Here is a 22984-nt window from a genome sequence, read left to right as displayed (position 1 = left end):
AATAACGAACGCAGATGGACGCAGATGAACGCAGATAAGATTAGAAATTGCGGACGATGCGTTTTACCTCTACTTTTGTGTTGCCAAAATTGATAAGTAGACCTAGAGTTAGGTCAGTGGCTTTAAGATAATTCATGCATTGGGCAAAGTGTCTGCTATCGAGTGCTGTTACCGCTTTTAACTCAACGATAACAGCCCTTTCAACTAATAAATCAGCCCTGTAGTTGCCGACAACAATGCCGTCATACCAGACTTGAAGCATTTTTTGTTGCTCGTAGTGCAAGTTACTTTTACCTAACTCATGCACCAAGGCATTTTCATAAACCTCCTCCAAAAAACCAACCCCCAGAGCATTACTTACCTTAAACGCACACCCAATAACTTGCTCCGTTATTACATTCTGCCATCTGCGTTCATCTGCGTCCATCTGCGTTCGCCACTATTTTCAACTTCTCTAAAAACTCCTGAGTTAACTGATTAAAAGCTTTTGCCCCTGCAGTATTAGGACTATTCAAAACCACAGGCATAAAACTATCAACAGCTTTAGCTACATTCACATCTAGCGGTATATTAGTGCTGAAAAGTTTGCCTGCACCAAAGTCTTGATTGACTCTTTGCATAACTTGCCGATAGTATCTACCTGTAATTAAATTACCAGACATAGTAAATACTATACCCAGCATAGCTACGTCTAATAATTGTTCGTTTTTATGGCTTTCTTTTAAACTAATAATACGTCTTTCTAATAGCTGAATTCCTATTACAGACAAAGGTTCAGGTTTAGCAGGTAGTATATAATAATTGCTGGCAACCAAAGCACTGCGCGTCATTAGGTTATAACCAGGGGCGCAATCTAAAATAATGAAGTCATATTCAGGAACGAGCGGTTCTAATATTTTTTTTAACAAAAATCTTTCAAACCGATTCCAAACAATTTCAAATTCGCACTTGCCCAAATCAATAGCTTCTTGATAAAGCATCTGGGAAACAACAAATTCATCGTATAAATCTATGTCTCCAGGCAATAAATCTAAGCCCTTGAGATTGCAGACATCGTGTTGAACGACATCTTGACTAGAAAATTTGGGATCGTCGACAGGATTAATAATTTGCTCTACCAAATAGCGCAAAGTTTGTTTGCGTTTTCTAAATTTGGCAAATTCAGGCGGTGGCATCAAACTTAAAGTAGCACTAATTTGTGTATCTAAATCTACAACTAAAACTCGCTTGCCATGCTCTTTTACTAAGGCAGTAGCTAAATTAACAGACAAAGTTGTTTTCCCAACTCCACCCTTCATATTTGCAGTTGCAATGATATACCCCATGCTGCAATTCCTTTACTGATGACACCACTACTCAATAGGATAAAATCCCGTACGGGCGCAAAGCTTTGCGCCCCTTCTGGCTTTATAGACTTTACCTGGCTTGGGATATTTAGGCAATTTTCCTGTCTTTAGATATACACGGCAAGCTATTAGGTAATGATATTTTAAATTAGTTTGATGTTAAATTATTTATTTCATGGCTCATATACTACATATAGACTCTAGTCCACGCGGACAGCGATCGCACTCACGCAACCTAACCCATAGATTTATTACTGACTGGAAAAATGCCCATGCTCAAGATACAGTCACTTACAGAGACTTAGGACATCATCCAGTACCCCATGTAGACGAGCCTTGGATTGCTGCTGCTTACTCAGCACCAGAAACACATTCTCCCGAACTACAAAGGGCTATCAGTACCTCCGATACCTTGATAGATGAGCTATTAGCCGCAGATCGTTATGTATTTGGCATACCGATGTATAACTTTAATGTACCATCTACATTCAAAGCCTACATCGATCAAATCGTCCGCGTTAATCGCACATTTGCAGTCAACGAACAAGGCTATCAAGGCTTAGTACACAACAAGAAGATGCTAATAATCACCTCTAGCGGTGGTAGTTATCGCCCAGGAACCCCTGCGGCTGGCTACGATTATCAAGTACCATTCTTAAAAGCTATTTTTGGCTTAATAGGGATAACAGACATCACTTTTATCCACGCCGATAACATGGATATGGGCGGAGATGAAGGGCGCAAAGAGTCATTAACAGAAGCCAGTAACACTATTACCCAAGCTGTAGCTAGCTGGTAATACAATATTTTGCATTCCTCACCCACGCATTAGTAAAGCAGCGTGGGTGTTTCATCTGCGTTTATCCGCGTCCATCTGCGTTCGCCCCATATTGCTACTTTAATACCGAAACAACCCAAGCAACAACAATACTCACCAGCACAACTACTTCAAGACGAGAAGCAGACTGCAACCAGTTAAATTTCGCAGTTAGTGGCAAACACCACCACATCATAATATTATTAGCCCACAATGCAGGACTATCCTTAGCCCGAAACCGCCAACTCAGCATCGACAGCAGCAAAGGCATCCCCCCAACTTTAGCATTCATCAACAGATGCAGGGCGACGCAGACAACCATAATTAGCCATGCAATCAGATGTGCGTAGTACCAGAAATGGTTGAGTTCTCCATTCGGCAGCCATTTTTCATCCATCATCTTGCCACTAAACAGGGCAAAAGTAAGCGCCACAATTACCACTGTGTTAGTAATGCGGTTTAAGGTGTACCACCAAATAGGTTTGCCAAATTGAGTTAACTTAGCTAGCGAATCAGGCTGAATCAATCGTTTTTGCCCTCGCTGGAAGGCGTAAACAACAAATACAGGGAAAATAAGCAGAGTAAACAGCCCAAACGTTCCATGTACGCCCTCAATTTCAGGGTAACTAGGTAGAGGAATTTTACCCCAGCGCCCATCGTAAGTGTTATAAGTCCAAAAAGCAGTCAAAACCGCCGCAATGAGAAAAAGCCCTGTTAACCCGTGTAATATGCGAAGTAATAGCGGCTGATAAGGTTGGGAAGATTTCATACAGATCGCATCTATTCTATATTGATACTTGTAGCTAGCAAACTCTGCAAGCGATACATAGAAGCACCAGATAGATAAAGCAAGTCTCCCTTACCTAGCAAATTAGCAGCGTCGGTTTGCTTACCTCCCAAAATAATTGCTGAATCAGCTTCGCTAGCAGTCCGTAAAGCAACTCTTCCTGGTAAATTTGAGCGAATAATTGGGGTAACAACTTTAGCCTCTGGGCGCTGAGTCGCAATAATTAAATGAATCCCTGCTGCTCTTGCCATTGCCCCTAAACGCTTGATACTTTGTTCTAAAGCAGTGCGACTGTCTTTTTCTGCCATAAAGTCGGCATATTCGTCAAAAATGCAGACAATACGCGGTAATACTTGAGAGGCTTTTTGATTGTAGGTGCTTATGTCTGCACATCCTGCTGCCTCAAAGCGTTGATAGCGATCGCTCATTTCCTTCACTAATTGTTCCATAAGTGCGATCGCGCGATCGCTTTCTTTGACAATTGGGGAGTACAACCAAGGTATATTAGCAAATTCGGGAAAAGTTACTCGTTTGGGATCTACCAAAACTATTTTTAAGTTATCGGCACTATGGCGCATAATTAAACTAAGCAGAAGACTTCTCAAAAACTCGCTTTTTCCACTTCCTGTTGTCCCGCCAACTAGAAAATGGCAAGTATTAGGATCTGCTAAATCTGCTTCTACTAATTTTCCTGCTAAATTTATGCCCAGCGCAATTTTTACAGGTGCGTTAGGTGGTAGGGATGCAGGCGTGATGTACTCTGCAAAACTAGCAATTTGGCGATCGGGGCGCGGTAGGTCTACACTAATATAGCCAGGTTGAGTCGCAATTAAAGGTATGTTTGCTATGCCTAAATGTACTTTTAAGTCTTGAGATGTATTGACAATAGAGCTAAACTTTACTCCCAAATGAGGTTTTAGCTTGACGCGAATAAATGCTGAACCTACTACAGATCCCAAGTAATCGACACCAAGCTTGAATGATTGTAGAGTTTCTACTAATTGGTGAGCGATCGCATCTACTTCAGTTTCTTGTTTTTGGCTGTTAGGTTGGGTATCTTCTCTGCTTGCAACAATTACTCGTTTTTGAGTGGTAGGCTGAGGAGTTTCTATGCTTTGAGAAACAATATTTTTTGATTCGCTATTAGGCTCAAAATAGCTTTGACACTTAGTTTTTTGCGGACAAATATTGCATAACAATTCTGGCTGAGTTGTTGGCGGTGGGGGATTAGGTTGAGGTGCTTCCCAAGCAATCCATTGGCGCATCTGTTGCAGCTTTTGGGGAATTAGCTGATGTACTGTTTTTTCCAGTTCATCACCAGTAAATATTAATTCTTCCCAATTAGGTAAAACGCTATATACTGCTGAATTTATTGGTACTCCTAGCTTTTCTTTCAGCATATAGCTGTAGAGAGCAACTTGCGCTAACTGTGCTGATTTATCTACAGCAAGATAAGTTTTGTATTCCACCACACGAAGGCGATGATTAGCAAAATCATAAACTATACTATCAAAACGTCCTTGAACTAATTGCTGCGTACCATCTGCTAATTGAAAAGAGTGTTTGACAGTAGGCTTAAGTGTAATTAAAGTCTTACTAATTACATCTGTATAGTTGCAATAGCGTCTCTTTTCAACTAATAATTTTGCCCAATAGTAAATCAGCCTTTTTAAAGCTTCCCAAAGTTGGTATAGAGTGTTTGCTTTGCTTGGATTTGTTTTTACTATTGCTTGCAAATGAGGGAAAAAAGATAGTTCGTAGAATAACTGTTGCATCTGTTGGGCGATCGCATCTACCTTCAACTCTTCTACTTCTGGTTTAAGTAATAAGCTAAACCTATCATCCTGTTTGGCAACAAATGCAAAATTATCGGCTAATTGATGAAACTGCGTACCTATTCTTGATGAATTATTTCCTGGCAAAAACGTTATATTTCCACCCCAACGCTGCCCTAAATAAAATAAACGCGGACATTCAAAAGCTACTCTAACTTTAGTAACGCTAAAAGAACAATAATGAGAATAATTAGCAAATTTTCTCTCTAGCTTTATACTATTTTGTTCGCTTATTTCTAGCAAACGGCGATGTATTTGTGCTAAATATACCGCATCCATTTTGGCATATTCTAGCTGCGTTTTTGTGAGCGGGCGTTGTCTCCAATCGCTTGCTTGTTCGCTCTTATCTACATTAGTAAAATAACAAAGTTCTTCAGCTAAGGTTTTAAGCTTTAAATTAGGTAATTGAGTGATTATGTTAGATTTGTATCTTAATTTTTTTGCTAATTGCCAAGTACAAGTGATATTTTTTGCTCTTTCTTTACCTAAAAACTTTAAGTCGTAACTAGCATTATGAAAAACTTTCTCTATTTTAGAGTTAACCATAATTTGATTAATAAAATACATAACCAACTCTGGTTTATTTAGCACATCTAAAATATAAGTATTATCTCCAGTTATATCCGTGATATCGTTTGCAGCTTGAATTAAAGATATTTTAGGATAAGGAGTTTTCCAGTCAGCCGTTTCTGTATCTAGCCAAAGTATTTTACTAAGGGCGAGTTTATTAATTGCTATAGTTATTTCATTAGCTTTTGTTAAATAAATCATTTAATTTTTGACATTAGATTTTTTTACTACTAAACAAACTAACTGTTCTGCTAATTTAGCTTTAGAATCGACAATTTGAATTTCTTCTTCTTGACACAATTCCTGTATTAGCTTAACTACTTGCGATTCCTTTACGTCAGGAAAGTAGTCGAGCGCATTTTGAATTAATGTTTTTCGTCCTAAAAACGATTGATTTGTAACTATATTCAACAAAAACTCTTTAACTGGAGATAGTGACGGTACAACAGTAGTATCTTTGCCTTGTAGTTGTTCCAATAAAGTACATTTATCTAATACTTTTGCCTCGCGGGTGACTTCTTTAAGCTTTTTTAGATTAACAACTTCGCTACCAATAATTAAATCTCCCTCTCGCGCATCTTTAACTAACTCGTAATATGTAGTCAAAATATGAATTGAGTTAATATCTGGCTGAATTTGACGACAATTATCAGAATTAAAAATTTGCGTGTAAATCTTATAACCTTTATTATTTGCACTACCTAGTTTTGCACTGCGAATTAAATACAAGCTACTGCACATTTTTTGCTCGATAGCTTTTCTACAAGCTTCCATTACATGAAAAAAAGTAGTCATATTTTGGTCTTCCGTCCAAACAACACCTATACATTCGCTCTTGCTAAGTGACTTATAACTAATAGAATAATTAGCAAACTTCGTCGCTCTTAAAAATGGATTATTTACATCCTCCATTCCTAAAGCAATTAGTCCTTCTTGCAACATTTTGACTAATTCTGGAGATGATTGCTGGTTAAGTGTAGTAATTCGTTTTTGAACCTTAGTTAATTCATTTGTCCACTTCAATTGAAAATTTACTACTAATTTTGGCTGCTCATTTTCTACGCTAGGCTTAAATACAGCTTCTTTGCCCGAAATTAGCCAACTTTTATAGGATTGCAGTACATCTCGTCCAAAAATGAGAATTTCTCTAGGGTTTGTTTTTTTGCGTGGAAATTGTTCGATCAAATCCTGTCGATTTATAGGATAAATATTTGATTCTGGTTGCGGCTGGGATTGACGATGCAAAAAGTGTAAGCGAGTTGCTAAAATTGCTTCTGCTACAACTAAGTCTATAGGTTTTAAATAAGTTTGTATATCAATTCTATCTTTATGCGATCGATCTATATAAGTTTCATTTTGTCGCCAAGTATCTGTACTAATACTAATAATTACCAAGAAGTTTTTACTGTCACCGTGAATTTTGGTTACAATGCTAAATAAAATTTGTAGATCGAGCAGTCCATTAGGTAAACGAGCAATACTTTCCAACTGATCGAAGCATAGTACAATCGGCTGAGTTTCTTGAGCAATTCTGCCAAAGTTAAATAAAGTCTCACAAGCTGCTTCTTCTGTATCAATAGAAGTTTTTATACCCAACTCTTTGAGAGATTCTTCACTCAAATCGTCGCCGCGCAGCCATTCACAAGCTAAATTGTACTTTTTAGGATTAATTAAGTCGTATAATATGCCAAAAAATATATCTTGATTATAAATACCTGAACTTTTATAATTATTTTTAAGATGATTGATAAACTTTTGCCGATCGCTTGTTAATCCCTCCCAAAAGTTATCTTGCAAAATTCGCTGTTTTACAGTGCGCTTAGTAAACACAGACAAACTTTTTAGCCATAACATCAATTGAGAATCTTTTTGTCCTTGGGGAACTTTTACCAGACTCTCTACCGTGTAACGTAAAATATGCCGCCAAATGCGATCGCTTTGCGGAAACGGGCTAATATAAGCAAAAAAAGCTCGATCGTTTAAAGTCTTCTGCAATCGCCCTAACAAATAAGTTTTACCCGAACCAGGATCGCCTGATAACATCAACGTGCGCGTCAGGCAATCTCCTGCTACTTGCGCCAAAGTTTCTGCTACTGTAGATACTGCCTGTTGATGAATAGACTCAACTACAGGTTCATCATCTTGCTCGTTAAGCCAAAAATTAACCGAACGGTAATTATCAAAAGGATTGGTACTTTGCAGAATTAGGCGATCGATAGATGTCATGCTGAGGATATTAGTATTTAGGCAATAAATTTAATAAAAAATAGCGGACTACCCGAACGCTGCTTAATTCCAGCATTAACTTGTGCGGGTTCATAACGACTTGCTTCTACTAACGCACTTAATTCTATTTTGTCGTTTCCTTCTAATCTGTATAGTGCTTGTTCTAATTCTTCCGCACTTAAAGGTGGCTGTAACTTCTGCCTTAGATAGAAAATTGGTAAATAATTATCTGTATGTAGTTCTCGATCTAAATCTCGAACAGTCTGCAAAACCTCTTCATCGCTAGGTTTAGTCAATACTTCAGGATTAGAAGCACGCAAAAAACGTAGATAATTGTTAAGCAAATTTAAACTAATAGTCGCAGTACCCTTGGGGACGTATTCATTTCTCAAATAATCTAGTCCTTGTTGTGTCAGCCAAACTTCCTTAATTTTTCTATCTGCTTCATTGACTTGAATCAGTCCCTTTTGCGCCAAACCCTGAATTAGTCCCTGCGCTTCTGCTGCAGGAATACCAGTTTTACCAGGCGTAATCGCTGCTTTTTGGCACGATTTAAGAATTTTTAACTCCTGAGACGTTATAGGTACTTGCGTCGCTTCTAACTTCAATAAAGCCCTACCAGGAGCAGCAATTTTAAACTTACTAATTTCATCAGAAATAGCAACCAATTCACGCTTTAGCAATTGCTGACAAATGCGCTTTTGCTCTGCTGCTGAAGTTTGAGAATTAGGCTTAACTTTAGTCAACGCTTCTCGATAATCAGGAAAACCAAGCAACTTCAAAACAAACTTAACTTCACTTAAATCCATACAAAGCAACCCTCAATAACTTCCTACCTTGGCATACTTGGGGGGTTGGCGGTTCCTCCTCCCCAACCTAACCACAATAGACTTCTTGCAAAAGTAGACAATCCCATCTTTTTCTCCCTTGTCTCCTTGTCCCTATCCCCCTGTAGTCCCCCTTGTCCGATGAATTATAGGCTTATATAAAAGGTCTAATCTGTTGTAGCCCCAAACTGCCCAAAAGTTCATCCAAAGTTCAAAAAGCAAAGCCGCGAATTTACCCCAAATCAGTTTAAATCGCCATAGACTTAGAACGGAACACTCCAAACCCGTAACTAGCAAAATTTCTAGACCGTTCTAAATGAGAAATAAACGGCGCAAGCAAAGACTACAAGCAATCGAAAGCCTTCCACCGCCAATTATTCACCGCCCTATATCTGCTAAAAAAAAACATAGTTGGGGAAATTCGCTACTAGCGATCGCGCTAATCTTGACAAGTGTTAGTTTAATCGTTGGGGGCGCATGGCTAGGCTTGCAACTATTTATCAATCCCAATGCAGCAGTTGGTATAAACAAGTTCCTCCCCAAATGGGCGCAAATCCCTGTAGTCGAATCAGAAGACGCACCGCAAACCCTCACCCAAATTCAAACTCATCTGCGCCAACAAGGACAAATTCCTGGAGAACCTATAACCCTAGAAACTGACTCTAAAACCTTAATTGCCAAATCGTTAGTTATCCCGATCTTAAAGCAACGAGCAAACTGCCAAAGCGATTGTCAAGAAATATTTGAATTAAGGCTATACCAACTAGCTGTAAATAACCTCCAAATACCCCTGCAACTAGAAGAAAATACCTATCAACTAATTAGCCAGCTACCGATAATAGGACCAGAAGAATCCTTTGCGATCGCTCCTATGGTCGATCCAGACACTCCTAATTACGGTTCGACGCAGGTTTTACCCTTAACTCAACTCCAGCGCTTTATCGGCGCTACACCGCCTGGAATATGGCTATATGTTTTCGGCGAACGCCAACAAGCCACAAATGCGAACGCCTACGGTCATATACTGCATTACAGCCCCACTAGCAACGACCTAGATTTAACATTAACTTGGACTAGCCCTACAGGACAAATCCCCAAATGGCAGCAAATAACAGGCAGTAAGTTACCAGAATTGATTGTAGATCGCACTAGCGACTTAGAACCGCAATTGCAAGTTTACCAAGTAAAACCAGCACAAGATGCTGAAGACCAATACCAGTTAGAGCCAATATCTCTAGAACCACCAGCAATAAAAACTCGTGCTTATAGCGATGCTATTTTTCTTGCTCGTAACGGTTTGTGGACTCCCGCATGGCAATGGTTAAAATCTATCAAACAGCAGCGTAAAGGCAAAATATCACCAGCGGCTCAAGCCCAAATCGATCTAGTAGGTTTATACGCCAAATACACTCAAAAGCAAGCCGAAAGCGCTTGGGCAAGTCCCAGCCAAGAAGTTTTAGCCAACTTAATTGACGGTCGCTGGCAAAAAGGCTTACAAGTATTTCAAGCTTCACCAGAAAATACTCAAGAAGTTGCAACGCTTTTAGTCAACGATTCAGGACGGTTGCGAAACCGCATAGATGCAGCCTTAAAAGTCAACCCCAACCGCTTAGAAGTCCAAGCTTGGGCAGCATTACTTCTCGGCGCTCAAGAAGGACACCAAAATGCGATCGCCAATTTTAAACAGCAACCCCAAGCTACTCCAAAAAACATTGCATACATAGATAAGCTACTAAAAAGGCTAAATGGCGATTATTCAGACAGTAACCCGATGTCACGCACTAGCCGCATTATTGGCTATGCCGAAGCGATCGCCAATCCTAACTTAGCTGACTGGTTGCAAATACCACAAGCAACTGATAACTCAACTACGCAGCAATGGCAGCAAATCAAAGTAATTGCCTATCACGATGGTAAACGCTGGCAAAGGCAACCTTTTAGCGATCTCAAGCTCCCAGAGAAAGAGCCTGCTAAGTTTGTCTGGAAAAAGTTGGGTTTAGATATAGATGCCAAAATCGAGCTTGCAATCAAGCTTCCAGATGGGCAACAACAAACGACTTCTGCTACTGTCAAAGCTGTGCAACTGCAAAACGGATTGCGATTATTGACTGCAACTGATGGCGCGATCGATCCTAAAGCTGCCCCAACTTTAGCTCTAAGTGCTGAAGCAGTAAAATGGATTGAGCCAGCGCCCATTACCCTCAAAGAATTTATCCAACAAGAAACATTAGATGCAACGCAATTTCTCCCTAATATCTGGCGAGAATTGCAAAAATCTCATCCCAGTCTCGGTAAAGAAGTCCCTGATTTTGAACAATTGCAGCAACAACTAGGACAATTCCCCGTTCAGCTAATCGATTTGACTGGGGATGGAGAATCTGAAGTTGTTTTGACTATCTCTCCACCAGTAATTAATAACTTGACAAAACAAGACAAACGTGCAGGCGAACAGAAAAAGCCCAACCGTACGATGATTTTTGCTGGAAGTGGGGATTTAATGTATAGCGAATTTAGTAGCGCTACTGGAACGGTAAGCGCGATCGCCGACTTACAAGATACTGCCCCGCCAGCATTATTAATTGAGGAGGCAGGAAAATACAGTATTATACGCTGGTCAACTTTGAGCCAGCGTTTTGAGTGAGCCAAAAGAGCAATTAATCGTTCTGCTCTTGACTTGTAGGCTCTAGCCGTTGTTGACTAAGGCTTTGCAAGTGCTGCAATAGCAACTCAATTTCTGCTTCTAAATCCAGATAATGAGCTTGCACTACATCCTGATAGGGGACTTTTTTGGCAGAAATAGTATCAGGGCGATCGGTTGTTGTTGCGGAAAGTGTACTCACAGACTGGGACTTGTTTGTTAACGACAGAGAATGCGAACGATTGGACATACAAGTTGACATAGTAATTATGCCTACTCACACCAAGTAGTTATTCTAACTCGAACACTCAACATAATCCGTATTTTGTGTGTCGATTTTAGAATTGGCTGCCAAAAAGTTAACAGGAACATAGAGCGATCGCAAGTAAAATAGAAGCAAGAAGCATTAAATTTAATTGCTGAACGATCGCTTACAATTTACTGAGCTACCAATAGACCCGTGACTCTAAGCTTGCCTACCGTTACATCTCGCCAACAATCCTGGGCTGGACTAATTGAAACCTACCGCCCTTATTTGCCTGTAACAGACACAACGCCAGTTGTAACTTTACTAGAAGGCAATACGCCTTTAATTCCGGCTCCTGCCATTGAAGCGCAAATCGGCAGACAAGTGCGCGTCTTAGTCAAGTATGACGGGCTTAACCCAACAGGCAGCTTCAAAGACCGAGGAATGACAATGGCAATTTCCAAGGCAAAAGAAGCAGGGGCAAAAGCAGTAATATGTGCGAGTACGGGCAACACCTCAGCCGCCGCCGCAGCTTATGCCAAACGCGGCGGAATGCGTGCCTTTGTGCTGATTCCTGATGGCTACGTAGCATTAGGTAAGTTAGCGCAAGCACTATTGTACGGCGCAGAAGTATTAGCAATCAAAGGTAATTTTGACCAAGCGTTACATATAGTCCGAGACATGGCGACTAGCTATCCTGTAACCTTGGTAAATTCTGTCAATCCTTACAGATTAGAAGGACAAAAAACTGCTGCCTTTGAAATTGTCGAAGCTTTAGGCACTGCCCCAGATTGGCTGTGCATTCCAGTCGGTAATGCAGGCAATATTACAGCTTATTGGATGGGCTTTTGCGAATATCACGCCACTGGAAAAAGCGATCGCTTACCCCGCATGATGGGCTTTCAAGCGGCGGGTGCAGCGCCCTTGATTACTGGGCAAAAAGTAGCCAATCCAGATACGTTAGCCACAGCAATTCGCATTGGCAACCCCGCAAATTGGGAAAAAGCGATCGCCGTACAATCGGCAAGTCAAGGGCAATTTAACGCTGTCACCGACGAAGAAATTTTAGACGCGTATCGCCTTTTAGCTTCACAAGAGGGAATTTTCTGCGAACCTGCTAGCGCCGCTTCTGTAGCAGGACTATTAAAAGTCAAAGACCAAATCCCCACAGGTGCAACAGTAGTATGCGTCCTGACAGGTAACGGATTGAAAGATCCAGATACCGCCATTAAACACAGCCAAAGTTCATTTAAACAAGGAATAGCACCAGAACTTAAAGCTGTAGCCGAGGCAATGGGGTTTTAACAGTGACCAAATAATTCGTAATTCGTAATTCGTAATTTAAGAAACTTACAAATCCCTTAATTTATTGATGGAGAAACAAAATGCATAGCATTATATTTCAAGCCCCATACCTTCAGTCATGGGATAATAACGTGCGTTCTTCGCGCATTACAAAGAGCGCGAATTGCCGCTTTGCAGCTTGACCAGTTACCAGTTATGAGGTTCGTGCTTGTTGGTTCTGGCAAAACCTTTTAACTAATTTATTTATAATTTTTACCAGTCCGCACAGGCGGACGCGCCTTTTTGGAGACGCGAATTATATTTGCCTTATACTTGTGCAAGAATTCTAATGCGAGTAGACCGTAGATTAACCTCATTCGCGATCGCATTTATGCTCAAAATTCGCTTCTTCCGGTTTTTTGGTTACTTGCGTTGGGCTACTATCAAAAAAACTGCTATCCGCGTTGGCGAACGGCGATTATTTGGATTCTCTTCGGAAATTGCTTATAACGCAATGTTATCGCTGTTTCCAGCTATTTTAGCTGTGCTTACTGCCATTGGCTTGTTTGAGGAGTCTTTGCAATCGTTTTTTAGAGACTTAGCAGTTCAAGTAAGCAAGGTTGCACCAGATGAAGCATTAGTATTAATCCGTGACTTTGCTAGACAAATAACTCAAACAAAAAATAGTGGTTTATTCTCTATCAGTTTTTTAGTCGCAATTTGGGCAGCTTCGGGAGCTTTAAGCGCGGCGATGAACGCTCTCGACCAAATTCACAAAATTCCTCCTACCCAAATTCGCCCGTTTTGGAAGTCTAAACTTATTTCTATTTGTTTAACTATTGGCACGATCGCACTATTAGTAATAGCTTCTTTCTTAATCTTTATTAGCGACTGGTTGCTGAAGTTTTTTGTCCGCGAAAGCGGTCTAGATATTGTGTTAGTGATATGGCAACTATTGAGATGGCCCCTAGCATTAGCTATTGTTTCCACAGCTTTTGCCTTTGTCTACCGCTACGGACCGAGCAAGTGGGACCCTGGTACGCCAATGATGCCAGGTGCAGTTTTAGCGGCTGTTTCTTGGGCGATAGTCTCTGGTTTATTTCGGCTCTACGTGTCTAACTACGGCAACTACAACCAAGTTTACGGCGCAGTTGGGGCGGTAATTGTCTTGATGTTGTGGTTGTATATGAGCGCTGTAGTTCTACTGGTGGGAGATCAGTTGAATGTGACTGTTGGCGAAGCAATGCGATCGCACTTAGCTAATAAGCAATTAAATCCCTCAAAATCAAAAATTAATCGTTCTTTCTAAAGTTATAATTTTCTGTTAAATCTGGCTAGAGGTACAACACAAATAAAATGTGATTATGCTTGGATAGCATTAACACCTATAATGCACATCTATGTCACAAACTTCTCAACTTTCTGCTTTGGCAACTCAGTCTAAACTTGCTACCTTACAACGCCTGCGTAAATTTAGCCGCTTGCTTGATAATGCGATCGGTATTCCTGGCACAAAATTCCGCGTTGGTTTAGATCCAATCTTAGGTATTATCCCAGGAGCAGGAGATTTTATCGGTACAGCTTTGTCTGCTTATATTGTCTTGGAAGCAGCGCGTATGGGTCTGCCAAAAGAAACATTAGGGCGTATGGTGTCTAATATTGTCCTCGAAAGTGCAGTAGGAACAATCCCAGTATTAGGCGATCTATTTGACTTCGCTTGGAAAGCAAATACAAAAAATATCGAACTATTAGAAGCACATTTAAATATCTCTCCAGAAATAGAGAAAAAGAATCGTTGGTTTATCTTTTTCTTATTAGCAGGTCTGCTTGTTTTTAGTATAGGAATACTGACTTTAAGTATTTTCATTATCAGACTGCTAATTCAAGCTGTAAGCGGCTAAAGTTTACAGAGAAATAGCATTAATTTAATAAAAATAGGTATCATTATTACCTCGATTTTATAAAACACACCTAATAAAAAGCCGCCTTGCCATATCTTTAAAGGGCGTTTGAAACCCATTTTCCCTTTACTCAACCGCCGATCGCCGACTGTTCGCTCCTAGATCGGAGAGTACATTCGCCCTACCTTGTGCCTAGAATTTTCTCCTTGTATCTAGGCACAGATACTTTTTTGCTAAGTTTTATCTGGTGATAGGAACTTGAGTTTGTAGGTTTCATCAATAACATCGCAAATAACAGTAAATTACTGCAATCTATTCTTGATAAAACTTGGCAAGAACAATACATGACCCTAAAATTACTTGCAAGTGATTATCAAAGTTTTTGGGGATATTGCCACAGAACAGCATAATCCTGCAACTGCGGCTATGGCGACATCTCTGCCACATATTGGGCTAGGTCGCATTTGTTCGAGAAACTAAGAGACAGACACAGGCGTTCCTTTACTTGAGTCCTGCTATCTTAATATTTCTTAATTATGCTTAATCGTAAATTGTCGCAACAGTCATGTTAAGATGCCTCTTAATTAATTGAGGATAATTCTCAACAAGCAAGTTTTAAATAACCCAGTTTAGGAGAATGGGTGGCGCGATCGCATCGGTTGCAGCACTTAATTTAGGCGATCGCGCGAGCATGAATATTTCGTCGATAAGTTGCCTCTCAACTGTAGGCAATCCGTCTCAAAAACCTGATTATTCAAAGGCATTCATTATGGTTCAGACAACAGCTATCGATCGACCATTTAATCTTCAACTATTGCCATCGAGCGTCGCCTCTGGGCAAGTAATTAATTTCGAGATTGTTGAATACACTCACGAACAGCAAACCTTGTATCAACAGAATTTAATGAGTTTAGGTGCAGAAACTCAACTGCCAGAAATCTGCGATGACAAGGACGTGACGATCGCAGTGCTAGAAGGGCAAGGCAATTTGACATTGAATCAAGAAACTATTCTCCTTGAACCTGGACGGTTTATCTTCATTCCAGCGCAGATGCCTCATACCTTGCAGACACAAACCAGCCTCGTTGTTCTGCTCAGTCGTTGCGAATCTAATTCCGGTTTACCCGAAAAAGCTTGGTCAATTACGTTGTAACTGAAATTTTTTCTAGTCTCACAATTAGCAAGGAGTTGATATGACTAAAATTGGTTTATTTTTTGGTACGCAAACGGGCAACACCGAAACGATCGCTGAAACAATGCAAAGAGTATTTGGTGGGGAGGATATCGTTACACTACACAACATTGCGGATACTGAAGTTGCTGAACTAGAAAGCTATGAGTATTTAATTGTCGGTTGCCCTACTTGGAACATTGGAGAACTGCAAGCCGATTGGCAAGGCTTGTATGACGAATTAGACGGCATTGATTTTAGCGGCAAGAAGGTAGCTTATTTTGGACCTGGCGATCAAATTGGTTATACCGACAATTTCCAGGATGCAATGGGCATTTTGGAAGAAAAGATTTCTCAATTAGGTGGTACTACGGTTGGTTATTGGTCAACCGATGGCTATGACTTTAACGAGTCCAAAGCAGTCAAAAACGGCAAATTTGTTGGATTAGCCCTTGACGAAGATAATCAGTCCGAACTAACTGATGAACGCATCAATACTTGGGTTGCCCAACTGAAGCGAGAGTTTGGGGTGTAAATAATCATGCCTAAAACAAAAGTAGCCCTAGGTGCAATACAAGAAACACTGCTGATTCCTCTATGGGCAAGAGCAGTTGAAAAAGAGCAAAGCAATCCTATTATTGTTGACCCAAAATCTGCTGAAATCATGGCAGCAATCGACTATGACTTTGACAAGTTTAGTCACGCCAAAAGTTCTCAAATTGGTTGCTGTTTGCGGAGATTAATTCTTGACAACTGGGTGCGGTAGTTTCTCGAACAAAATCCACAAGCCACTGTAATTGAAATTGGAGCCAGACTCAATACCCGCTTTGAGAGAGTTGATAACGGTCAGGTGTGCTGGTTCGATCTTGATTTGCCAGATGCGATCGCGATTCGGCAATCATTTTTTTCATCGAGCGACCGTCGTAAATTGATTGCTGCTTCTGCACTTGATACCGATTGGATTGCTCAAGTAAAAGCAACTAACAATGCACCTTACCTATTTATATGCGAGGGTGTGTTGATCCAAGTCAAGCAACTATTTGCCAACTTGATGCAGCATTTTCCAGGCGCATTATTTGCCTTTGATTCGATGTCATCTCTAATGGCAAAGAATCAACAACGACACGACATTATGAACAAAATGGCTGGCAGATTTGATTGGCATATTTCCGATGTGCGTAAAATTCAAGACTGGGACGATCGCTATCAAGTTTTAGAAGTCGTTCGCTTCGGTGACTTGCCCGTTCAATATTGGCAGCGATTTTCACTAAAAGAGCGAATTCTTTTTTCGCTACCAGTGCTACGCAATGCCTACCGCCTAGCGATCGCGCAACTTGGAAAAGCGTAGACACTCATCAACCTATACCAAATAATCATGTCTAATTTGCCTGAAGTGCTTTGCCTAAATGCCAGCCCGCATTTGCAAGTATTCGATCGCCCGTTGCTACAATCTCTTGCCCAACACACCTCCATTGCTTGCTGGGAATATCAACTCTCGCCTGATGAACCTTGTTCCCTGGATGCTGCATTAGTGTTGCTGCATGACTATTTAAAACATAGCAATCGCCCCATTCATCTGATCGGTCACGGAGTTAGCGGGTTGTTGGCGTTGCTATATACTCAAAGACATCCCGAAAGAGTGCGATCGCTTACTTTACTGTCTGTTGGTGCGTATCCTGCGCTAGATTGGCAGGCATATTACTACACCCAGCGCAACCTTTTACCCTGTAGCCGCCAAATCTTGTTGACTCGCATGGTGGATATGTTGTTTGGCTGCTCGTCTCTACCGATGACAAAGGCGTTGGTGAAGATTTTGGGGCAGGATCTTGACTATTCTCTGTCTCCTCATAGTCTTGCCAAGTGCTTGAAGTTGACACCGATTCAAGTAGCTGTGCCTCTGCTAGTATGTGGGGGTGTAGATGATGTTGTTGTTGATGCACACCAACTTCGCAGTTGGCAGCAGTATTTCAGCAATGATGCATCACTGTGGGTTTGTCCAGGTGGACGCTATTTCTTTCATTACTTTTATCCTCAACAGACAGGAGAACAGATTTTAAGCTTTTGGCGATCGCTCTTATTAAGTCAGAATAACTACTCATCAAATTATTTGGAACATCAAGTAACTTCGCCTCTTGTTGAGTAACTCCAGCAGATGCAGTGAGATTTAGCTCTGAGTTTGCAACTTATTGTGGTGGCGGTAAAAATGTAGTAGCACTTCTTAAATAACTTGATATTATTCGTCTGAAGAACAAAATGCAAGATTGGTGGCAAGCAACATTTCCCCAAGGGAGACAAACTGTAGAAATTACTGATGCTAACGGGTATCAAGTTTCTATTGCCTACGGGGAAAAAGGGCAAGGACAACCATTAATTTTAATTCACGGGATTGCTAGTTGGGGTTACAGTTGGCGGCATTGTATTCACCCTTTATCGCAATACTTTCGAGTTATTTGTTTTGATGCTAAAGGCTATGGCTTTTCTGAAAAGGTAAATTACCCAGAAAAAGCTGGTCATCAGGTCATAGAATTAGAAAGAATTATTAGGGCGTTATGCGATCGCCCAGCAATCATTGTTGCGGAATCATTGGGTGCATTAATTGCTCTTGCAGTAGTACAAGCGCATCCAGAATTGTGCGAGCGCCTGATAATTATGAATGTGCCAGTTTTCCCTACACAATTGCCTAGTCAGGGAATGCGATTACTTTCATTAATTCCTATACAATTAATACAATTAGTTGACTTTTTGCGTTTAACTTACTTATTTGCGCCCTTAATTAGAGCGATCGCCCAATACGAACGTCAAGATGTTTTGTCAGATGATATAAAAAGTGCGCCGGATGAAATATATTGGCTAACTTATCCTTATATTGAATTTCCTGGTGCGATCGCTAAACTGACAGAAGAAATGCAACTATCAGCGCGAGAGATAGAAAAGTTATTGCAAAATCAACCCAATCATATTAGCGATATTCAGGCACAATTAGGCAATATCAAGTGTCCGACATTAATATTGTGGAGTGATGGCGATCGCTGGTTTCCGAGTAGTGATGGCGAAAAATTGCGCGATCGCCTTCCTAATTCTCAATTGCAGATATTAGAAAACTGCGGTCATAGTGCTTCTTCTAGTTGTCCAGAAGCAGTTAATACAGCCATACTTGGTTTTTTAAGTAATTGATAAATGCAAATTGGCTAAGACAATTGCTATAGCATCGAAAGATCGTGCAATAATAATCGGGCTGTAAGTGCGATCGCTTCTTTATGCTTCAACATCCCCAAACCGATATCGATCTTGTCGCTGCGCTTGCTGAACCAGCAGATTTAGACTTTCAATTGCCCGATCCTGAAGATGAAGAAATTCCAGAAATAGAATTTCAGCAAAAAGTCGATACAGCTTGGCAAGTATGCGATCGCTTTGACTTGCAAACAGAAATTTGGCGCGGGCGAATTTTACGGGCGGTACGCGACAGGGAAAAGCAACAAGGCGATGCGCGTGGTACTGGCTTCCTCAATTGGCTCAAAGCCAGAGAAATTAGTAAAAGCCAAGCCTATTCAATGATTAGTTTAGCTAATAGCGCCGACACTTTAATGTCTCAAGGACAACTAGATCCAGCAGCGGTGAGATGCTTCAGCAAAAGAGCATTTATGGAGACTGCCAAAGCAGATCCCGAAATCCAGCAATTAGTTACAGATGCAGCCAAAAATGGCGATCGCATTACACGCCGAGAAGTGCGTCAAATAGCCGATGAATGGACGGCGATGTCCTCAGATTTAGTTCCAGACACCGTTAAAGCCAAAGTCAACGATCGCACCCTTCCTAGCCGCTATTTACCGCCAATGGTAAAAGAAATCGAGAAGCTACCAGAATCGCATCAAACAATTTTGCGCCAAGAAGTAGCTCAAAATCCTGATATCGATACTGTCAAACAAGTCACCTCAGAAGCGCGGTACTTAGCCAAGTATCTAGATGCTGCTGCTAGCGTGCAAGTATTTAGCGATGACACTGTGGACTTAGAAAGAGCGTTGGAAGAAGCTTTAAGGTTAGGCTGTATCAATGTCGCCGCCGATTTAGTCAACCAAGCGTCGCAGCTAGAACAAACGATCGCCAAACTATACACCACTTGGAAACGCATCGGTAGCTTATCAGATAGGTTATACGTCGATACAGGTGCAAGTACCCCTAACTTACGCAGTCTGTTGAACTGTTTAGAACAGCTTGCAGGAGAAGTTATGGAAATTCAATTAGGGGAAAATAGCGATCGTACAATCCGCCTACAAATCCAGGAAAATGCCGAAGGCGCAAGTTAAGCAAAGAGGGGGTGACAAGGAGAAAATTCTTCCTTGTCTCCTTGTCCCCTTGTCTCTAACTTACAACTTAATTCTTGATCCCCGTAGTCGCAATCCCGCGAATAAATTGGCGCTGACCAATGAGGAATAATAAGACTACAGGTATAGTTGCGATCGCTACTGCTGCCATCAACAAAGACCAATTGTTAGTATATTGCTCTTGAAACTCTGCTAACGCTAGTTGCACAGTCCTTAATTCTGGTCTAGTTGTAAAAACTAGCGGCTTAAATAAATCGTTCCACTCGCCGATAAAGGTAAATAGAAATAACGTGACTAATGCAGGGCGTGCTAGCGGTAACATTACTCGCCATAATATCTGTAACCTATTTGCACCATCAAGGGCAGCAGCTTCTTCTAACTCTACAGGAATCGTTTGAAAATACTGCCGCAATAGGAAAATCCCAAAACCATTAACAGCAGTAGGTAAAATTAGCGCCCCATAAGTATTAATTAAGTGTCCCCACTTCAACACTAAAAATATCGGAATTACCAATAACTGAAACGGAATAACTAAAGTTGCTACCACAATTAACAGCAAAGCTTGTCTACCGCGAAACTTCAGCCTTGCCAAAGCGTAACCTGCTAAAGCTGCGGTAACTATTTGAATCGCTGTCACTGCTAAAGCTACCAGCGTAGAATTAGCAAAAGCCAGTAGGAACTCTCCTCGCCGCCAAGCGTCTTGATAATTTACCAAAGTCCAACCAGCTTGCAGCCCAAGTTGGCTAGTAGCACCAGGGGGCGCAAAAGAAGCAAGTAAAACTACTCCCAAAGGTAGCAATATTACTACCGCACCTAGTAACAAAAGAAACAAGCTGAGATATGCCCAAAAGCTTCTAGATTCAGGTTTTTTACTTTCTCCCATCAGTTTATTGTCCAGCTTTGTGTTTTTATTGTGTAGAGACGCGATCGCTCTCTCTGGAGCGTTAATATTTAACATAATGACTTGTTTAAGTTAAATTAAGCTCAGTGACACTAGCTACTCCACAAGTAGCAGCGTCATCGCAATTTTGCTGTCCACCGATTCACGTTAGATTAGGAGTGAACAGACCTATGCAGCAGCTTGCTGACAGTTCTGAACTGGATTTCCAAAGCGATGCTTACAAAGACGCTTATAGCCGCATCAACGCCATTGTAATTGAAGGGGAACAAGAAGCTCACGAAAATTACCTTGCGCTCACGCAATTTTTGCCAGAATACAAAGACGATTTAACGCGGTTATCCAAGATGGAAAGCCGTCACAAAAAAGGCTTTGAAGCTTGCGGACGCAATTTGCAAGTAACCCCAGATTTAGAATTTGCTAAATCTTTTTTTGCACCTTTACATCAGAACTTCCAAGAGGCAGCTTCTCAAGGCAAAGTAGTAACTTGCTTGCTGATTCAATCGCTAATAATCGAATGTTTTGCGATCGCAGCTTACAACATCTACATTCCTGTTGCTGACGACTTTGCTCGCAAAATCACTGAAGGCGTTGTTAAAGACGAATATACTCACCTTAACTTTGGCGAAGTGTGGTTAAAAGAAAACTTTGCCGCCTCAAAAGCCGAACTAGAAGAAGCTAACCGCCACAATCTACCGATTGTCTGGAAAATGCTCAATCAAGTAGCAGATGATGCCCAAGTTTTGGCAATGGAGAAAGAAGCTTTAGTTGAAGACTTCATGATCCAATACGGCGAAGCATTAAGCAATATCGGCTTTACTACCCGCGACATCATGCGGATGTCAGCCTACGGCTTAACTGCTGCTTAGAGAACCCAAAGGCAATTTCACCACCCTTCAAGGGGGTATGAGTTCCGATCGAGTGAATGAAAAGTTAACATTAAATCCCCTTGTCTCCAACCAGGGGATTCTAACTCAAAACTCACTGGCTCAAAACTATTTATTCACTTAGTCCACTTTGACCGGGTATATAGGTCTAATAAAGTAATTCATGTTTGGTCTAATCGGTCACCTAACCAGTTTGCAACACGCTCAATCTGTAGCTAAAGAATTAGGATACCCAGAATACGCCGATCAAGGGCTAGATTTTTGGTGTAGCGCTCCGCCCCAAATTGTCGACAATATTACCGTTACTAGCATTACTGGGCAAACTATAGAAGGGCGGTATGTAGAGTCTTGTTTCTTGCCAGAAATGCTAGCCAATCGCCGCATTAAAGCCGCTACTCGCAAAATTCTCAATGCAATGGCGCACGCGCAAAAGCATGGTATCAATATCACAGCCTTAGGCGGTTTTTCTTCAATTATTTTTGAAAACTTCAACTTGCAGCAAAATAAGCAAGTCCGCAATATTAAATTGGAGTTTGAGCGTTTTACGACAGGCAATACTCACACTGCTTATATTATCTGCCGTCAGGTAGAACAAGCATCGAAGCAATTAGGCATTGAACTATCCAAGGCGACTGTTGCTGTTTGTGGTGCTACAGGAGATATTGGCAGTGCTATTTGTCGCTGGTTAGATAGCCGTACAGATGTAGCAGAATTGCTCCTAATTGCCCGCAACCAAGAACGCCTGCAAGAATTGCAAGCAGAATTAGGACGCGGCAAAATTATGGGCTTAGAAGAAGCATTGCCCCAGGCAGATATCATAGTCTGGGTTGCTAGTATGCCCAAAGGTGTAGAAATCGATCCTACAGTCTTGAAGCAACCATGTTTGCTAATTGACGGCGGTTATCCTAAAAATTTAGGCACTAAAGTCAAGCATCCAGGCGTTCACGTTCTCAATGGCGGAATTGTCGAACATTCCTTAGATATTGACTGGCGGATTATGCACATTGTCAATATGGATGTACCAGCACGTCAGTTATTTGCTTGCTTTGCGGAATCGATGCTCCTAGAATTTGAAAAGCTGCATACTAATTTTTCCTGGGGACGCAATCAAATTACAGTCGCCAAGATGGAGCAAATTGGCGAAGTATCGGTTAAACATGGATTTAGCCCGCTGTTAGTTTAGAAGGATAGCTCCCCCCTGTACGGGCGCAATGCCGCCGCGCCCCTA

General features: G+C 41.1%; 22 protein-coding genes. 14 read left to right on the top strand and 8 right to left on the bottom strand.

The window, feature by feature from the left end; genetic code table 11:
• Positions 1-40 precede the first annotated feature (40 nt).
• Entirely contained in the window at positions 41-427 is a 387-nt protein-coding gene (locus UH38_RS11450; protein ID WP_045054780.1) for a GxxExxY protein, read from the bottom strand.
• Positions 414-1325 (bottom strand): ParA family protein, encoded by a 912-nt coding sequence (locus tag UH38_RS11445; protein ID WP_045054779.1) that lies wholly within the window; start codon positions 1323-1325, stop codon positions 414-416. The genes UH38_RS11450 and UH38_RS11445 overlap by 14 nt, the downstream gene beginning before the upstream one ends.
• A 196-nt stretch (positions 1326-1521) precedes the next feature.
• On the opposite strand from UH38_RS11445, the gene UH38_RS11440 reads away from it, so the two are divergent.
• A complete protein-coding gene (locus tag UH38_RS11440) occupies positions 1522-2145 on the top strand; it encodes an FMN-dependent NADH-azoreductase (protein ID WP_045054778.1) in 624 nt (207 codons plus the stop codon).
• 94 nt (positions 2146-2239) lie between these two features.
• Here the strand turns inward: UH38_RS11440 and UH38_RS11435 are convergent, their stop codons facing one another.
• The 4 genes from UH38_RS11435 to UH38_RS11420 are packed head-to-tail and all read right to left on the bottom strand — an operon-like array spanning position 2240 to position 8390.
• On the bottom strand, positions 2240-2932 hold the full coding sequence (locus UH38_RS11435; RefSeq protein ID WP_045054777.1) for a cytochrome b/b6 domain-containing protein: 693 nt from the start codon (positions 2930-2932) through the stop codon (positions 2240-2242).
• An 11-nt stretch (positions 2933-2943) separates the two neighbouring features.
• Positions 2944-5556 (bottom strand): DNA translocase FtsK, encoded by a 2613-nt coding sequence (locus tag UH38_RS11430; protein ID WP_045054776.1) that lies wholly within the window; start codon positions 5554-5556, stop codon positions 2944-2946.
• Positions 5557-7581, bottom strand: coding sequence for an ATP-binding protein (locus tag UH38_RS11425; protein WP_045054775.1), 2025 nt, complete (start codon positions 7579-7581; stop codon positions 5557-5559).
• A gap of 17 nt (positions 7582-7598) precedes the next feature.
• Positions 7599-8390 (bottom strand): hypothetical protein, encoded by a 792-nt coding sequence (locus UH38_RS11420; RefSeq protein ID WP_045054774.1) that lies wholly within the window; start codon positions 8388-8390, stop codon positions 7599-7601.
• A gap of 334 nt (positions 8391-8724) precedes the next feature.
• On the opposite strand from UH38_RS11420, the gene UH38_RS11415 reads away from it, so the two are divergent.
• Positions 8725-11049, top strand: a complete 2325-nt coding sequence (locus tag UH38_RS11415) for a hypothetical protein (protein ID WP_045054773.1) — start codon at positions 8725-8727, stop codon at positions 11047-11049.
• Positions 11050-11062: 13 nt separating this feature from the next.
• On the opposite strand, the gene UH38_RS11410 is transcribed toward UH38_RS11415, so the two are convergent.
• Positions 11063-11248, bottom strand: coding sequence for a hypothetical protein (locus tag UH38_RS11410; protein ID WP_045054772.1), 186 nt, complete (start codon positions 11246-11248; stop codon positions 11063-11065).
• Between the two features lie 258 nt (positions 11249-11506).
• Here UH38_RS11410 and thrC point away from each other — a divergent pair, with 258 nt between their 5' ends.
• The 10 genes from thrC to UH38_RS11365 all read left to right on the top strand — a co-directional run bounded on the left by thrC (position 11507) and on the right by UH38_RS11365 (position 19953).
• Positions 11507-12598 (top strand): threonine synthase, encoded by a 1092-nt coding sequence (thrC, locus tag UH38_RS11405; RefSeq protein WP_045054771.1) that lies wholly within the window; start codon positions 11507-11509, stop codon positions 12596-12598.
• 370 nt (positions 12599-12968) lie between these two features.
• Positions 12969-13886 carry a YihY/virulence factor BrkB family protein gene (locus tag UH38_RS11400; protein ID WP_045054770.1) on the top strand — a complete coding sequence of 306 codons (918 nt, stop codon included), beginning with the start codon at positions 12969-12971 and terminating at the stop codon, positions 13884-13886.
• A 91-nt stretch (positions 13887-13977) separates the two neighbouring features.
• Positions 13978-14478 carry a DUF4112 domain-containing protein gene (locus UH38_RS11395; protein WP_045054769.1) on the top strand — a complete coding sequence of 167 codons (501 nt, stop codon included), beginning with the start codon at positions 13978-13980 and terminating at the stop codon, positions 14476-14478.
• Between the two features lie 637 nt (positions 14479-15115).
• A complete protein-coding gene (locus tag UH38_RS24805; protein WP_052672349.1) occupies positions 15116-15631 on the top strand; it encodes a cupin domain-containing protein in 516 nt (171 codons plus the stop codon).
• A gap of 40 nt (positions 15632-15671) precedes the next feature.
• Complete coding sequence (gene fldA / locus UH38_RS11385) at positions 15672-16184, top strand: flavodoxin FldA (RefSeq protein WP_045054768.1); 513 nt, start codon at positions 15672-15674, stop codon at positions 16182-16184.
• Between the two features lie 6 nt (positions 16185-16190).
• Positions 16191-16415 (top strand): hypothetical protein, encoded by a 225-nt coding sequence (locus UH38_RS27220; protein WP_200892397.1) that lies wholly within the window; start codon positions 16191-16193, stop codon positions 16413-16415.
• Between the two features lie 84 nt (positions 16416-16499).
• Positions 16500-16997 carry a class I SAM-dependent methyltransferase gene (locus UH38_RS27215; protein ID WP_200892396.1) on the top strand — a complete coding sequence of 166 codons (498 nt, stop codon included), beginning with the start codon at positions 16500-16502 and terminating at the stop codon, positions 16995-16997.
• A 27-nt stretch (positions 16998-17024) separates the two neighbouring features.
• Complete coding sequence (locus UH38_RS11375) at positions 17025-17792, top strand: alpha/beta fold hydrolase (protein ID WP_045054767.1); 768 nt, start codon at positions 17025-17027, stop codon at positions 17790-17792.
• Between the two features lie 110 nt (positions 17793-17902).
• Positions 17903-18823, top strand: coding sequence for an alpha/beta fold hydrolase (locus tag UH38_RS11370; RefSeq protein ID WP_045054766.1), 921 nt, complete (start codon positions 17903-17905; stop codon positions 18821-18823).
• An 83-nt stretch (positions 18824-18906) separates the two neighbouring features.
• Entirely contained in the window at positions 18907-19953 is a 1047-nt protein-coding gene (locus UH38_RS11365) for a hypothetical protein (protein ID WP_045054765.1), read from the top strand.
• A 67-nt stretch (positions 19954-20020) separates the two neighbouring features.
• Here the strand turns inward: UH38_RS11365 and UH38_RS11360 are convergent, their stop codons facing one another.
• Positions 20021-20854, bottom strand: a complete 834-nt coding sequence (locus UH38_RS11360; protein ID WP_045054764.1) for a carbohydrate ABC transporter permease — start codon at positions 20852-20854, stop codon at positions 20021-20023.
• Positions 20855-21042: 188 nt separating this feature from the next.
• Here UH38_RS11360 and UH38_RS11355 point away from each other — a divergent pair, with 188 nt between their 5' ends.
• On the top strand, positions 21043-21738 hold the full coding sequence (locus UH38_RS11355) for an aldehyde oxygenase (deformylating) (RefSeq protein WP_045054763.1): 696 nt from the start codon (positions 21043-21045) through the stop codon (positions 21736-21738).
• Between the two features lie 181 nt (positions 21739-21919).
• Complete coding sequence (locus UH38_RS11350; RefSeq protein WP_045054762.1) at positions 21920-22939, top strand: long-chain acyl-[acyl-carrier-protein] reductase; 1020 nt, start codon at positions 21920-21922, stop codon at positions 22937-22939.
• Positions 22940-22984: the final 45 nt, after the last annotated feature.

Origin of the sequence: Aliterella atlantica CENA595 (genome assembly GCF_000952155.1) — a bacterium.
GTDB classification, from domain to species: domain Bacteria; phylum Cyanobacteriota; class Cyanobacteriia; order Cyanobacteriales; family Chroococcidiopsidaceae; genus Aliterella; species Aliterella atlantica.
This window is presented reverse-complemented; position numbering and strand designations above follow the sequence as displayed.

Coding starts and splice junctions, on each gene's coding strand:
- UH38_RS11450 (WP_045054780.1), bottom strand. CDS start 427: ATGGACGCAGATGAACGCAGATGGCAGAATGTAATAACGGAGCAAGTT.
- UH38_RS11445 (WP_045054779.1), bottom strand. CDS start 1,325: ATGGGGTATATCATTGCAACTGCAAATATGAAGGGTGGAGTTGGGAAA.
- UH38_RS11440 (WP_045054778.1), top strand. CDS start 1,522: ATGGCTCATATACTACATATAGACTCTAGTCCACGCGGACAGCGATCG.
- UH38_RS11435 (WP_045054777.1), bottom strand. CDS start 2,932: ATGAAATCTTCCCAACCTTATCAGCCGCTATTACTTCGCATATTACAC.
- UH38_RS11430 (WP_045054776.1), bottom strand. CDS start 5,556: ATGATTTATTTAACAAAAGCTAATGAAATAACTATAGCAATTAATAAA.
- UH38_RS11425 (WP_045054775.1), bottom strand. CDS start 7,581: ATGACATCTATCGATCGCCTAATTCTGCAAAGTACCAATCCTTTTGAT.
- UH38_RS11420 (WP_045054774.1), bottom strand. CDS start 8,390: ATGGATTTAAGTGAAGTTAAGTTTGTTTTGAAGTTGCTTGGTTTTCCT.
- UH38_RS11415 (WP_045054773.1), top strand. CDS start 8,725: ATGAGAAATAAACGGCGCAAGCAAAGACTACAAGCAATCGAAAGCCTT.
- UH38_RS11400 (WP_045054770.1), top strand. CDS start 12,969: ATGCTCAAAATTCGCTTCTTCCGGTTTTTTGGTTACTTGCGTTGGGCT.
- UH38_RS11395 (WP_045054769.1), top strand. CDS start 13,978: ATGTCACAAACTTCTCAACTTTCTGCTTTGGCAACTCAGTCTAAACTT.
- UH38_RS24805 (WP_052672349.1), top strand. CDS start 15,116: ATGGGTGGCGCGATCGCATCGGTTGCAGCACTTAATTTAGGCGATCGC.
- fldA (WP_045054768.1), top strand. CDS start 15,672: ATGACTAAAATTGGTTTATTTTTTGGTACGCAAACGGGCAACACCGAA.
- UH38_RS27220 (WP_200892397.1), top strand. CDS start 16,191: ATGCCTAAAACAAAAGTAGCCCTAGGTGCAATACAAGAAACACTGCTG.
- UH38_RS11375 (WP_045054767.1), top strand. CDS start 17,025: ATGTCTAATTTGCCTGAAGTGCTTTGCCTAAATGCCAGCCCGCATTTG.
- UH38_RS11370 (WP_045054766.1), top strand. CDS start 17,903: ATGCAAGATTGGTGGCAAGCAACATTTCCCCAAGGGAGACAAACTGTA.
- UH38_RS11365 (WP_045054765.1), top strand. CDS start 18,907: ATGCTTCAACATCCCCAAACCGATATCGATCTTGTCGCTGCGCTTGCT.
- UH38_RS11360 (WP_045054764.1), bottom strand. CDS start 20,854: ATGGGAGAAAGTAAAAAACCTGAATCTAGAAGCTTTTGGGCATATCTC.
- UH38_RS11355 (WP_045054763.1), top strand. CDS start 21,043: ATGCAGCAGCTTGCTGACAGTTCTGAACTGGATTTCCAAAGCGATGCT.
- UH38_RS11350 (WP_045054762.1), top strand. CDS start 21,920: ATGTTTGGTCTAATCGGTCACCTAACCAGTTTGCAACACGCTCAATCT.